Annotated in this window: 9 protein-coding genes; 6 read left to right on the forward strand and 3 right to left on the reverse strand. The window is 63.3% G+C overall.

What is annotated here, in order from left to right; all coding sequences use genetic code 11:
* The first annotated feature begins 147 nt into the window (after positions 1 to 147).
* Positions 148 to 1518, forward strand: coding sequence for a spinster family MFS transporter (locus I0K07_RS04360; protein ID WP_203291609.1), 1371 nt, complete (start codon positions 148 to 150; stop codon positions 1516 to 1518).
* The gene (locus I0K07_RS04365) at positions 1515 to 2384 is read left to right on the forward strand and encodes an alpha/beta fold hydrolase (RefSeq protein ID WP_238934529.1); all 870 of its coding nucleotides are present in this window, start codon (positions 1515 to 1517) and stop codon (positions 2382 to 2384) included. Before I0K07_RS04360 ends, I0K07_RS04365 begins: the two co-directional genes overlap by 4 nt.
* Positions 2385 to 2400: 16 nt before the next feature.
* On the opposite strand, the gene I0K07_RS04370 is transcribed toward I0K07_RS04365, so the two are convergent.
* Both I0K07_RS04370 and kdsB read right to left on the reverse strand, forming a co-directional pair.
* Positions 2401 to 3030, reverse strand: a complete 630-nt coding sequence (locus I0K07_RS04370; protein ID WP_203291610.1) for a histidine phosphatase family protein — start codon at positions 3028 to 3030, stop codon at positions 2401 to 2403.
* On the reverse strand, positions 3027 to 3809 hold the full coding sequence (gene kdsB, locus I0K07_RS04375) for a 3-deoxy-manno-octulosonate cytidylyltransferase (protein WP_203291611.1): 783 nt from the start codon (positions 3807 to 3809) through the stop codon (positions 3027 to 3029). Before kdsB ends, I0K07_RS04370 begins: the two co-directional genes overlap by 4 nt.
* Positions 3810 to 4024: 215 nt before the next feature.
* On the opposite strand from kdsB, the gene I0K07_RS04380 reads away from it, so the two are divergent.
* Genes I0K07_RS04380 through argC form a run of 3 tightly spaced genes read left to right on the forward strand, consistent with a single transcriptional unit; the run spans position 4025 to position 7295 of the window.
* Positions 4025 to 5038, forward strand: coding sequence for an N-acetylornithine carbamoyltransferase (locus I0K07_RS04380; RefSeq protein WP_203291612.1), 1014 nt, complete (start codon positions 4025 to 4027; stop codon positions 5036 to 5038).
* On the forward strand, positions 5035 to 6366 hold the full coding sequence (locus I0K07_RS04385) for an acetylglutamate kinase (protein ID WP_203291613.1): 1332 nt from the start codon (positions 5035 to 5037) through the stop codon (positions 6364 to 6366). The genes I0K07_RS04380 and I0K07_RS04385 overlap by 4 nt, the downstream gene beginning before the upstream one ends.
* Complete coding sequence (gene argC, locus I0K07_RS04390) at positions 6363 to 7295, forward strand: N-acetyl-gamma-glutamyl-phosphate reductase (protein ID WP_203291614.1); 933 nt, start codon at positions 6363 to 6365, stop codon at positions 7293 to 7295. Before I0K07_RS04385 ends, argC begins: the two co-directional genes overlap by 4 nt.
* Here the strand turns inward: argC and I0K07_RS04395 are convergent.
* The gene (locus tag I0K07_RS04395; RefSeq protein WP_203291615.1) at positions 7292 to 8869 is read right to left on the reverse strand and encodes a glycosyltransferase family 39 protein; all 1578 of its coding nucleotides are present in this window, start codon (positions 8867 to 8869) and stop codon (positions 7292 to 7294) included. The genes argC and I0K07_RS04395 overlap by 4 nt on opposite strands.
* A gap of 341 nt (positions 8870 to 9210) precedes the next feature.
* On the opposite strand from I0K07_RS04395, the gene I0K07_RS04400 reads away from it, so the two are divergent.
* Positions 9211 to 12414, forward strand: coding sequence for a TonB-dependent receptor (locus I0K07_RS04400; protein WP_238934531.1), 3204 nt, complete (start codon positions 9211 to 9213; stop codon positions 12412 to 12414).
* Positions 12415 to 12502 lie beyond the last annotated feature (88 nt).

Here is a 12502-nt window from a genome sequence, read left to right on the forward strand (position 1 = left end):
TGCATTGGTGCCGGTTGCGCACAAGGGGGCGCATCACACCGAATGCGGGAATTGGGGTTTGACCAAACCTGAATGACCATTCATGTTCAGGTCAAACGAATAACGAGGCGGCGTGCCCGAAGGGGCGGTATGCCGTGGGGAGAAAGCATGACGGATACAACACAGGGCGCCGAGTCCGAGACAAAGAGCGGTGCGGGCTACCAGACCTATGTCATGGTCCTGCTGTTCCTGGTCTACACGTTCAACTTTCTGGACCGGCAGATCATTTCCATCCTGGCTGAGCCCATCAAGGCGGAGTTTGACCTGACCGATGGTCAGCTCGGTCTGCTGGGCGGTATCGCCTTTGCCTTTCTCTATTCCACGCTCGGGGTTCCGATCGCCTGGCTGGCCGACCGCTGGAGCCGGACCTGGATCATGACGATCTCGCTGACCCTGTGGAGCGGTTTCACCGCCCTGTCCGGCATGGTCGGCAATTACACGCAGCTTTTCCTGGCCCGCATGGGTGTGGGCATCGGTGAGGCCGGTGGTGTCGCCCCGGCCTATTCGCTGATCGCGGACTATTACCCGCCGGCGCAGCGCGGACGCGCCATGGCCGTCTATTCCCTGGGCATCCCGGTCGGCTCCGCCTTTGGCGTGATTGCCGGTGCGCTGATCGCCTCGGGCACGGTTTTTGAAGGTCTGGACTGGCGCGCCGCCTTCATCGCGGTGGGTATCGCCGGCATCATCCTGGCGCCGATCTTCCGCCTGACCGTGAAAGAACCCAAGCGGGGTGCCTTCGACGCCCAGCCGGCCGAAGGGACCAAGGTTGAAACGCCGTCCCTGCCAGCTGTTCTGGGCTTCCTCACCAAGAAGCCGAGCTTCTGGTTCCTGGTCTTCGGCGCGTCCTGCTCGTCCATGATGGGCTATGGCATTTTCTTCTGGATCCCCTCCTTCCTGGCGCGCAGCTATGGTCTCGGCCTGGTCGAGCGCGGCTGGGTGTTCGGCGGTATTCTCTTCATCGGCGGCTGTATCGGCATCCTGATGGGCGGAATTCTTGGTGACTGGCTCGGCAAGGCGAAGAAGTCGGCCTATGCCAAGGTCCCGGCGATCGCCTTCCTGTTTACCTTCCCCTTCTATGTCGCGGCTGTTCTGATGAATAATGTCGTGATCGGCTCCCTGCTCTTCCTGGTGCCGACGGCGCTGGGCCTGATGTGGCTGGGCCCGGTGATCTCGGCCTTCCAGCACCTGGTGAAGCCGAACATGCGCTCCACCGCGTCCGCCATCTTCCTGCTGATCAATAACCTGATCGGCATTGGCGGCGGCGTGTATGTGCTGGGTCAGCTCTCCACCTTCCTGCAGCCGACCTTCGGGGATGAATCCCTGCGTTATTCGATCCTGGTGGGTTCGCTGCTCTATGTGGTGGCCGCCATCCTGTTCTTCTTCGCGGCCAAGACGCTGGACCGCGACTGGGAAGGTGAGGGCGAGGCGGCTCCGGCACCTGCCGCTGAGCCGAGCACGGAGGGCGAGCCCGCACAATGAGCGACGCGATGTTCACCGACCATTTCTTCACCAATTCCGATGGTCTGAAGCTGCATTACCGCGACTATCCGGCGGTGGGCGAGACCACCGGCCTGCCGGTGCTCTGCCTGCATGGGCTGACGCGGAATGTGAAGGATTTCGAGGATCTGGCCCCGAAGATCGCCGGTCTGGGCCGGCGGGTCATTGTGGCCTCGCAGCGCGGCCGCGGCCGCTCGGATGCCGATCCGCAGACCGAACGCTACATGCCGCCCGTCTATGCGGCCGACATGATCGGCCTGCTGGATGAGCTGGGTCTGGAGCGCGTGGTCTTCATCGGCACGTCCATGGGCGGTCTGATGACGATGATGGTGGCCGGCACCCAGCCGCAGCGCATTGCCGCGGCGGTGATCAATGATATCGGCCCATCCATCTCCAAGCCGGGTCTGGACCGGATCAAGCAGAACACGTCCAGCCGGGAACCGGCGGCGGACTGGTCGGAAGCCGCCTCGCGGACCCGCGACGGCAATCTGGCCGCCTTCCCGCTGATGGATCATGACGAGGATTTCTGGCTCGATTTCGCGCGCAAGACCTGGATCGAGAAGGATGGCCAGGTCGTACTCGACTATGACGGCAATATCATCTCGATGATCGATGGCGATGAGCCGCTGCCGGATATCTGGGAATTCTGGGAACCCTTCGGCCCGATCCCCACGCTGAGTGTGCGGGGCGGGGTGTCTGATCTTCTGTCACCGGAAACCGTGGCAGAGATGAAGCGCCGCAAGCCGGACCTGGACACGGTGGAGGTGCCGGATGTCGGGCATGCGCCCTTCATGACGGAACCGGAAGCCTGGACCGCGATCAAGGCCTTCCTCGGACGCGTCGACTAGGCTCCAGCGCAGACGATCAGGAAAACGCCCGGCGCAGCAGGTCTGTGCCGGGTTTTCCATTCCAGAACAGGCGTTCACCGGTACCGCCGTCAAAACGGGCGGCGCAGACATGGCCGGTCTTCACCTTGGCGGCGGCCTCCGGTCCGTTCAGGGCGGCATACATGTAGCGCAGTACGCCATTGGAGGTGATCACCAGGGTGAGGTCCTCGCTGGCGGCGTCCGTCATGGCGGCAAGCGCATTGGCTTCCAGCTCGGCCTCGCTGGGGGACCAGTCCGCACCGGGCGGGCGGCGGTGCTGCTTGTCCCAGCAATCCAGCGCTTCCTGGCCGAACTCGGCGATGATCTGGTCATTGGATTTGCCACCCCAGGATCCGTAATCGATCTCCTTGAGACGCTCATCAATCATTTCGCCACCGGAATAACCGGTCAATTGCGCAATGATTTCAGCAGCACGGCGGGTGCGCTTGAGCGGGCCGCAAATGATGCGCGACGGGGTGAGGCCGGCTTCGGCAAGGGCCTCCCCGAGCGCACGTGCCTGGGCTTCGCCGCTCTCGACGAGGGGCAGGTCTTCGCGCGCACCGACCCAGACCGGCGTGTCGCCGGGACCGAATGTATTGCCATGGCGGGCGAGCAGGATGCGGCTCATTCCACCAGCTCCCCTTCACGGGCGATGATGTCTTCGACACGGACGGCATCCTCCGGCGCATCCACCGACCAGGCGGAACGGCCGCGATAATCGGTCAGCACGACGCGGATCGGGATGCCGTTTTCCAGGGCGCGCAGCTGCTCCAGGCTCTCGGTCAGCTCGAAGGGCGTGGGCTCCAGCGCGACGAGGTCTTCCAGCGTGTCGCGGCGATAGCCATAGAGGCCGATATGCTGGTAGGCGGGCGCGCCTTCGCCGGGCTTGCGGCGGAAGGGGATGACATTCTTGGAGAAATACATCGCATCCATCGCCTTGTTGAAGACGACTGTGGTGCCTGAAGCGGAGCCTTTTGCCTTGGCCTCGCGCATCATGGCTTCGGTCTCCGGCGGCAGGGGCACGGCCGGCGTGGCCATCTGCAGGGAGGGATCAGCGCGCATGGCTTCGGCGACACCGCCGATCACCCAAGGCGGGATGAGCGGGGCATCGCCCTGCACATTGATGATGATCTCGGCATCGCTATCCAGCCGCTTCATAGCGTCCAGCGCGCGCTCCGTGCCATTGCGGCAGGCCTCGTCCGTCATCACGGCCTCGCCGCCGGCGGCCTCGACCGCCTGCAGGATGCGCTCATCATCCGTGGCCACCACGACCCGGTCGACACCGGGGGCCGCGGCCGCGATGCGCCAGACGCGCTCCACCATCATGCGGCCGGCAATCTGAGCCAGCGGTTTGCCGGGAAAGCGGGTGGAGCCGTAGCGGGCGGGGATGACGGCAAGTACGGACATGGCCAATCCTTGAACAATTCCGCTCCGCTTGTTCCACAACACAGCGGCGATTTCCACTCTGCGGTCACTGCAATCGCGGGCCGGCCCCGGAGCCCATACCCTGCTCTTTCTGTTGCGAGACTGGCGCATCAGGCCTAAGGACGTGCACAACACCCGGCCCAAGGGACCGGGTGTTGGTATTTTTGTTCATCCCAGCAACACGGCGAGAGACACAGATGCGCCATTTCCTGTCCACCGAAGATTGGTCACGCAACGAACTTCAGGGCCTGCTCGACCGAGCCGCCGCCTTCAAGTCGGGCGTGAAAAGCCGATCATTGGAGGGCAAGTCGATTGCGCTGATGTTCTTCAATCCCTCGCTGCGAACACGATCCTCCTTTGATATCGGCGCCTATCAGCTGGGCGGTCATGCCATCGTGCTGGACGCGAAGGGCGCGACCTGGCCGCTGGAATTCTCTGATGGCACGATCATGGATGGTAGCGAGGAAGAGCATGTGCGCGAGGCTGCGCGTGTCCTGTCCTCCTATGTCGATTTGATCGCCATTCGCTGCTTCCCCCAGTTCAAGGACTGGGCGTCGGAGCGCGAGGACCCGATGATCACGGCCTTCGCCAAGCACGCGACCGTGCCGGTGATCAATATGGAGACCATCGTCCATCCCTGTCAGGAACTGGCCCACATGCTGGCCCTGCAGGAGCGCACGGGCGGTCCGATTGCGGGCAAGAAATACCTGCTGACCTGGGTGCCGCATCCCAAACCGCTCAATACGGCGGTGGCGAATTCCTCCTTGCTGATCGCGTCCAAATTCGGGGCCGATGTGTCCATCCTGGTGCCGGACGAAGTCTACCGCCTGGACAGCCGCTATATGGATTCCGCCGAGCGTTTCACGGCCGAGGGGGGCGGGTCTGTCACCCTGACCACCGATGTGGAAGCGGCCTATTCCGGCGCTGATGTCGTCTATGCCAAGAGCTGGGGCGCGCTGCCCTTCTATGGCAATTGGGACGAGGAAGCCCCGTTCCGGGCCAAGGGTGCCGATTTCATGATCACGCCGGAAAAAATGGCGCTGACCAATAATGCCGTCGTCTCGCACTGCCTGCCGATGCGCCGCAATGTGAAGATCGCCGATGCCGTCGTCGACAGCCCGGCCTTCATGGGCATTGAAGAGGCGGAAAACCGTCTCCACGTGCAAAAGGCGGTGATGGAAGCCCTCGCCTTGCAGGGAGGGGCCGAATGAGCCAACAGCCTCCCGCACCGCCGGTGCGCCAGACGATTGTCCAATTGCTGTCCCAGATGCGCGACGGCAAGGAGATCCGTGAATACCTGCACCGTTTCTCCGGGGTCGACCAGGAACGCTTTGCCGTCATCAAGGTCGGTGGCGCGGTGATCCAGGATGATCTGGCCGGTCTCGCGTCTGCGCTGGCTTTCCTGCAATCGGTCGGCCTGACGCCGGTCGTTGTTCATGGTGGCGGCCCGCAGCTGGATGCGGCGCTGAGCGATGCCGGGATCGAGACGGAGCGGGTCAATGGCCTGCGCGTTACCCGTGACAAGGCGATCCCGATCATCCGCGACACGCTGACGGAGGCGAACCTCTCCCTCGTCGATGCGATCCGCCATGCCGGTGGCCGCGCCGCCGCGATCCCGCGCGGCGTGTTCGAGGCGAAGATCATGGATGCCGAGACGCTGGGGCGTGTCGGCGAACCGACGCGCGTGCGCCTGGACCTCGTCGCCGCTGCTGCGCGGGCCGGACAGGCCTCTATCCTGGCCTGTCTGGGCGAGACGGAAGACGGGTGTATCGTCAACGTCAATGCTGATGTCGCCGTGCGCGCGCTGGTCCATGCGCTGCAGCCCTACAAGGTCGTCTTCCTGACGGGGACGGGCGGTCTCTTGGACGAGGAGGGGGACATCCTCTCCTCGATCAACCTGGCGACGGATTTCGACGATCTCATGCAGGCCGATTGGGTGAATGGCGGCATGCAGCTCAAGCTGGAAGAGATCAAACGCCTGCTCGACGATCTGCCCCTGTCGAGCTCGGTCTCGATCACCAAACCGTCTGAACTGGCGCGGGAACTCTTCACCCATGCCGGTGCCGGTACGCTGGTGCGCCGCGGCGAGCGGATCAAGGCGACGACCGACAAGGCCAGCCTGGATGCGGGCAAGATCGAGGCCCTGATCGAACGGGCTTTCGGCCGCAAGCCGATTGCGGGCTATTGGGATGCGTTGAGCCTGGACCAGGCCTTCGTGACGGACAGCTACCGGGCGGCCGCAATCACCACGACGCTGGGCGGCTGGATCTATCTGGACAAGTTCGCCGTGCTGGATGATGCGCGCGGCGAAGGTCTGGGCCGGGCGGTCTGGCACCGACTGGTGGAGTATGCGCCGCGGCTGATCTGGCGTTCGCGCACGACCAATCCGGTGAACGGCTTCTATTTCGACGAATGCGATGGCGCCGTGCGCCGGGGCGAGTGGACCGTGTTCTGGCGCGGTGACAACATAGATCTGGACGATATCCGCGATGTGGTCGACCAGGCCTTTGCCCTGCCCGCCACGCTGGAGACGGTATGATGGCGGCGCGGATCGGCCTGATCGGGGCCCGCGGTCATACCGGACGGGAATTGCTGCGCCTGATTGCGGGCCGTGACGATATGGAGCTGGCCTTCGCGTCCTCGCGGGAATATGCCGGCCGTCCGGTCAGCGAAATGGCACCAGAGATTGCCACCGGTCTGGATTTCGTGGCCATGGCGCCGGACGAGATTGCGGCCAGTGGTGCGGACGCCGTGATCCTGGCTCTGCCGAATGGCGCTGCGGCGCCCTTCCTGGCCGGCGTGCCGGACGAGACGGTGATCGTCGATCTGTCGGCGGATTACCGCTTCGATGATGCCTGGGTCTACGGGCTGCCGGAAATCCATGGGCGTGCGGCGATTGCCGGTGCACGCCGGATCTCCAATCCGGGCTGTTATGCGACCGCCGGCCAGCTGGCGATTGCGCCGCTGCGCGGGATGATCGAGGGCGATGCCCATGTTTTCGGCGTGTCGGGCTATTCCGGCGCCGGCACCACGCCCTCGCGCAAGAATGACACCGAGGCGTTGGCCGACAATCTGATGCCCTATTCGCTCACCGGTCATATCCATGAGCGCGAAATGGCGCGGCATATGGGCGAGGGCGTGCGTTTCACCCCGCATGTCGCCGAATTCTTCCGCGGCATTGTCGCGACCACGCATCTCACCCTGAAGCAGCCGATGACGCGGGAGGCCCTGATCGCCCGCTATCGCGATGCCTATGACGGTGAAGCGCTGATCACGGTGACGGACGGGATTCCCGAAGTCCGCGACGGGGCGAACCAGCCCGGTGCGGTGGTCGGCGGGTTTGCGTTGGATGAGAGCGGCCGCAAGGCGGTGATCGTCAGCACGCTGGACAATCTGCTCAAGGGTGCCGCGACCCAGGCCATGCAAAATCTCAGCCTGGCGCTGGGGCTCCCCGAACAGTCCGTCTAGTCGCTTTCGCCGGTGCTGTAGCCACGCTGCTGGCCCGCGGCCGCATCGATCGCCTGCCAGCGTTCCTCATAGGCCGTATCGCGCTCCACGCGCTGCGGTCCCGAGGCGCGCCAGAGGGTGAAGTCCCGGGTCATGCTGCCGTCGAGTGGGATGGCCAGGCTGCCCGCCGGTTCGAACACGGCGAAGTCTTCGCGCAGGCGTGCCACTTCCAGCGGACGGTGCGAGACGACCAGGATCTCGCCCTCGAAACGGTCCGGCAGCGGCCAGACATCCTCGGCATGGTTCAGCGGACCGGCATGACGCAGCCACATGCGCAACTGCCCCTGCAATTGCGGGGCATAGCGCTGGGTCTGGTGGAACACATTGCGGTCGTCGAAAACGATGTAGGTGTAGTCACCCTCACTGGCCGCTTCGGCAATCGCCGCGGCGGTCTCATCCCAGGCGCGGATCCGCTTGGTGGCATTCTCCGCATTCATCGCGACGACCAGGGCCGGGCTGGCGGCCAGGGCGACCATGAGCAGGCCGAGAATGGAGTGTCCGGCGATGGAGAGGCCGAGGACATAGCGCCGCCAGATCGCACCGCTCATCAGGAAGCCGACGACCAGCAGCGTGCTGGCGGCATAGGCGCTGACCGCCCAATTGGCGTGGGCGCGGCTGAGGAAGGCCTGGATGGTGACCGCCAGCAGCGGCGGCAGGATGAAGGCCAGCAGGAGACGGGTCTCGGCCTTCATGTCCCGGAAAGCGGCCAGGTTGCGGCCTGCCAGGGCCATAAGCGTGATGAAGAGCGCCGGGCCGAAGACGGCCAGCTGATCGGTCAGAAAGCTGACCATTTCATCGACATGGAAGAGCTCGCCGCCCCAGTTCGCATTGGCGGCCGTGTGGGACACGGTGGCGAAGTCATGGGCGGCATTCCAGGCGATATTGGGCGCCAGGCAGAGCAGGGCGATCGCCAGGGCCAGACCACCGCGCGGGCCGAATAGGGCCTGGCGGGTGGCGCGATCCAGGACGAGCGTGATGGCGAGGCCGATCACGAAATAGATCATCGCGTATTTGGACAGGAAGCCCAGGCCGATGGCGAGGCCGACCCCGGCCGCGGCGACCCAATTGCCGCCGGAACGGAGGCGCAGCAGGGCATAGAGGCCACCGGACCAGCAGCACAGCAGGATGGCGTCTGTCGACATGACGAAGCCGGACAGCCAGATGCTCGGCAGGGTGAGCCAGGTCAGAGCGGCAAAGAAACCGGTCTTCGCATTGAACAAATGCCGGGCGCTGAGGCAGAGGAAGAGCGCGGTACCGGTGTGCAGAAGCGGAGCGGGCAGGCGCACGGCGAAGTCCGTATTGCCGAACAGGCTGGTGGAGAGACCGATCAGCCAGGCAATCATGGGCGGTTTGGAGAAATAGCCCCAGTCAAACTGGCGCGACCAGACCCAGTATTGCGACTCATCGGCATGAAGCGCGACAGGCGAAACCGCCAGCATGACAATTCGGGCAATCGCGAAGGCCGCAACCACGACAAGGGTCGCCTGCATCCAGCGGTCTGCCTTGAAGGCCGGGGAAAGGGGAGAATCAGTCATGCGGCGCTCCGGGCGCGGGGCTGAAAAAAGTGTTACATTTTCGCCGCAGCCTATGCGCTTTTCGCATGGGGCGGTAAAGGGGCCGTGGACAAAAAACTGGGGCGATTGCGCAGTCCGACCCCCCGGATTTTGAGGTTTTGTGCAGGTGCACACACATATTTAGCGGTCCCCCTCATCCGCGCATGCGAAAATTCGGCCTGTCCCGCACAACGCGTTGTCACAAAACCTTCGCGATTACGTCTTGGAAAGTTTGAACGTCGGACGTAGGAGACCCCTGCTTCGTACTGGGGGCCGTGCCCCCATTTGATCGACCTATCGGGGGACATGTTCCTATGTCATTCATGAAAAAACTTTCCTACGGCACGGCGACCCTCGCCCTGCTGGCCGCGGCCCCGGCTGCGGTTTACGCGCAGCAGACCACCGGCTCCATCTCCGGTACCGTGTCTTCTGCCAACGGTTCGGCCATCTCCGGCGGTTCCGTGACCGTGCTGCACGTGCCGACCGGCTCCGTGCGTACGGCCAATATCGGCGCCAACGGCACCTTCGCTGCCGACAATCTGCGTCCGGGCGGCCCCTACATCGTCACCGCAACGGCTCCGGGCTTTGCCGGCCAGCGCGTTGAAGACGTCTACATCGAACTGGGCGCTTCCACCGACCTGAACCTGACCCTCGACTCCGACGCGACCGACGTGATCGTCGTGACCGCGTCCGCCATCAACGCTGTTGAAGTCGCCGTCGGTCCGTCCGCCGTCTTCACCCAGCGCGACCTGGAGCGTCTGCCGTCGGTCAACCGTACGATCACCGACATCGTTCGTACCGACCCGCGCATCTATGTTGACGAAGCCAATGTCGACGGCATCCAGTGCGCCGGCGCCAACTCGCGCTTCAACTCGCTGACCCTCGACGGTGTCCGCATCAATGACGGTTTCGGCCTGAACTCCAACGGTTTCCCGACCGAGCGTCAGCCTTTCCCGTTCGACTCCCTGTCTCAGGTTGCTGTCGAGCTGGCACCGTTTGACGTCTATTATGGCGGCTTCTCGGCTTGTAACATCAACACCGTGACCAAGTCCGGTGGCAATGAGATCCACGGTGGTTTCTTCTACGACTACACCTCTGACAGCCTGCAGGGCGACAGCCTTGAAGGTGTTGGCGTTGTGGCTCCGGAATTCGACGAGCAGCGCTATGGCTTCCACGTTGGTGGCCCGATCGTCGAAGACCGTCTCTTCTTCTTCGTGAACTATGAGCACCTGTCCGGTGCCAACACCTTCACGCGTGGCGTGGAAGGTTCCGGCGCGATCAACGAAGTCGCCGGCTTCACGCAGGCCGAATATGACGAGATCCTCGACATTGCCCGCAACATCTACAACTACGACCCGGGCAACACGCCGACCTCCTACCCGAACGAAGACGACAAGCTGCTTGTCCGCTTCGACTGGGAAATCAACAACCAGCACCGTGCCGACTTCGTCTACCTGTACAATGACGGCTACAACATCACCGCTTCCGACGGTGACCCGAACGAGTTCGAATTCTCCAACCACCTCTATGAGCGTGGCGCCGAGCTGAACCGTTTCGTCGGCTCCCTGTACTCCGATTGGACCGACAACTTCTCCACGGAAGTCCGCGTTGGTTACTCCGAGCTGGTCAACCGCCAGAACTCGATCGGCCAGGATGGCTTTGGCGAGATGCGCATCACGGACAACAACACGCTTGCCGTCGATGGCACGGGTCAGCGCAACACCATCTACATTGGTGAAGATGACTCCCGTCAGTCCAACGAGCTGAACTACACGATCTTCAACCTGGTCGCCCGCGGCACCTATACCTGGGACAACCACACCTTCTCGTTCGGTTATGAGCGCGAAGAGACGGACATCTTCAACCTGTTCGTCCAGCACACGATCGGCCAGTTCGACTTCGACAGCATCGATGACTTCCGGAACGGTATCCCGGACGACATCGACTACAACAACGCGCCGAGCCTGAACCCGGCCGACGCCGCTGCCGATTGGGCCTATGCCTCCAACGCCCTGTACGCTCAGGACGTGATCGACTTCGGCAATGGTTTCGAGCTGACCGTTGGTCTGCGCTACGACTTCTACACCTCGGACGACACGCCGGCCGAGAACGCCAACTTCCTGGCGTCCTACGGCTACTCGAACGCCCAGAACATGGACGGTCGTGACCTCCTGCAGCCGCGCGTCGGCTTCAGCTGGGAAGTCAATGACGACCTCTCCCTGCGCGGTGGCTTCGGCCTGTTCTCGGGTGGTGACCCGAATGTGTGGCTGTCCAACACCTACTCCACCGACTTCATCTCGCAGTTCGGTGTGAACGAAAGCCTGTTCTACGGCGCTGGCTGGACCACGCTGTTCGACGCCGGCATCGTCTATCCGGACGGTTCTGGCCCGGGTTACTCGGTCCCGTCCGAACTGATCGACGCTGTTGCGGCTGGTCAGGGTTCGCCGGGCTTCGAAATGAACAGCCTGGACCCGAACTTCGAAGTTCCGGGTGAGTGGAAAGTCGCTCTGGGTGGTACCTACTACCTCGACGTCCCGCTGGATGGCTTCCTGGGCGGTGAGTACACCGTCTCCGGTGACATCCTGTGGACCCAGGACCACAACGCCGCGATCATCACGCGTCGTGACCTGGTCGAAACGGGCACGGGCCCGGCCGGCTTCCCGCTGTACAGCTCGGTGAACTCGCCGGGTACGCTGGAACTGACCAATACGGATGTTGAGGCCGAAAGCCTGAACGTGTCCTTCACGGTCGCTCGCGAGTACGACTTCGGTCTGGACTGGATCTTCGGCTATGCCTACAGCGACGCCCAAGACGTCCAGCCGATGACCTCTTCGGTGGCATACTCCAACTATGTCAGCCGTGCCTTCATCGGTGCGAACGAAGAAATCGCTGCGGTGTCCAACTACAACATCGCCCAGCGCTTCACCTTCAACCTGAACTATGGTGTCGAGTTCGTTCCGGAATACGAAACGCGCTTCAGCCTGTTCGCCCTGGCGTCCTCCGGTCGTCCGTTCTCCTACACGATGAACGCGCGCAGCGGTGGCCACCTGACGAACTTCAACCCGTTCCTGTCGGGTGATAACTGGCTGTTCTACGTGCCGACCGATCCGGCCGACCCGAATGTCGACCTGTCCGGCCTGTCGGCCACGGAAGTCAGCGATCTGTTCGCTTTCATCTCCGAAGCTGGCCTGAGCGGTTATGCCGGTGGCTTTGCCCCGCGTAACGAGTTCGAAGGCGGTTGGTGGACGAAGGCTGACCTGCGTATCACGCAGGATCTGCCGGGCTTCATGGAAGGTCACCGTTCGCAGGTCTTCCTGGACATCGACAACTTCACCAACCTGCTGAACGACGAGTGGGGCATCCTCAACGAGGCTGGCTTCCCGCGTCGTAACCGCGTCGTCGACTCCCGTCTGACGAACGGCAGCACGCAGTTCGCCTACACGAACTTCAACAACCCGACGACCGAATCCCGCGTGGGTAGCGCGTCGCTCTGGTCGGTGCGTGTGGGTCTGCGCTACGAGTTCTAAGAACTCTGCAGATACCAGGTATCTGGAAGGGCGGCCCTCGGGCCGCCCTTCTTCGTTTGCGGGACAATTTCCCGCTCGCAAGCCGGTG

This window comes from Maricaulis parjimensis, assembly GCF_016817355.1.
GTDB classification, from domain to species: Bacteria; Pseudomonadota; Alphaproteobacteria; order Caulobacterales; family Maricaulaceae; genus Maricaulis; species Maricaulis parjimensis.

Coding starts and splice junctions, on each gene's coding strand:
- I0K07_RS04380 (WP_203291612.1), top strand. CDS start 4,025: ATGCGCCATTTCCTGTCCACCGAAGATTGGTCACGCAACGAACTTCAG.
- I0K07_RS04365 (WP_238934529.1), top strand. CDS start 1,515: ATGAGCGACGCGATGTTCACCGACCATTTCTTCACCAATTCCGATGGT.
- I0K07_RS04395 (WP_203291615.1), bottom strand. CDS start 8,869: ATGACTGATTCTCCCCTTTCCCCGGCCTTCAAGGCAGACCGCTGGATG.
- I0K07_RS04385 (WP_203291613.1), top strand. CDS start 5,035: ATGAGCCAACAGCCTCCCGCACCGCCGGTGCGCCAGACGATTGTCCAA.
- argC (WP_203291614.1), top strand. CDS start 6,363: ATGATGGCGGCGCGGATCGGCCTGATCGGGGCCCGCGGTCATACCGGA.
- I0K07_RS04370 (WP_203291610.1), bottom strand. CDS start 3,030: ATGAGCCGCATCCTGCTCGCCCGCCATGGCAATACATTCGGTCCCGGC.
- I0K07_RS04360 (WP_203291609.1), top strand. CDS start 148: ATGACGGATACAACACAGGGCGCCGAGTCCGAGACAAAGAGCGGTGCG.
- kdsB (WP_203291611.1), bottom strand. CDS start 3,809: ATGTCCGTACTTGCCGTCATCCCCGCCCGCTACGGCTCCACCCGCTTT.
- I0K07_RS04400 (WP_238934531.1), top strand. CDS start 9,211: ATGAAAAAACTTTCCTACGGCACGGCGACCCTCGCCCTGCTGGCCGCG.